The organism is Pseudomonas sp. SDO5271_S396, from assembly GCF_054071795.1.
Genome location: NZ_JBSVWB010000134.1, coordinates 1 through 238 on the forward strand (window position 1 = coordinate 1; position 238 = coordinate 238).

The following is a 238-nucleotide window of genomic DNA, read 5'->3' on the forward strand; positions in this document are numbered from 1 at the left end:
GGTGGTGCGGGCCGGACGCCCGTATGGAACCTTGAATACATGTAGTGACAGGAGAGTGGCGTGCTGGGAAGAATGGGAATAAAAGGCCGCGTACTGTTGCTGACCTTGCTGCCGACCAGCCTGATGGCCTTGCTGCTGGGCGGGTATTTCACCTGGATGCAACTGTCGGAGCTGCAAAGCCAGCTGTTGCAACGCGGCGAGATGATTGCCGAGCAATTGGCGCCGTTGGTAGCGCCCG

At 59.7% G+C, this 238-nt stretch carries 1 protein-coding gene; it reads left to right on the plus strand.

Going from position 1 to position 238, the window contains the following annotated elements:
* Window positions 1-60: 60 nt before the first annotated feature.
* A partial coding sequence (locus tag ACW9IN_RS30165) for a hypothetical protein (protein WP_457369251.1) occupies window positions 61-238 on the plus strand: 178 nt, incomplete at its 3' end.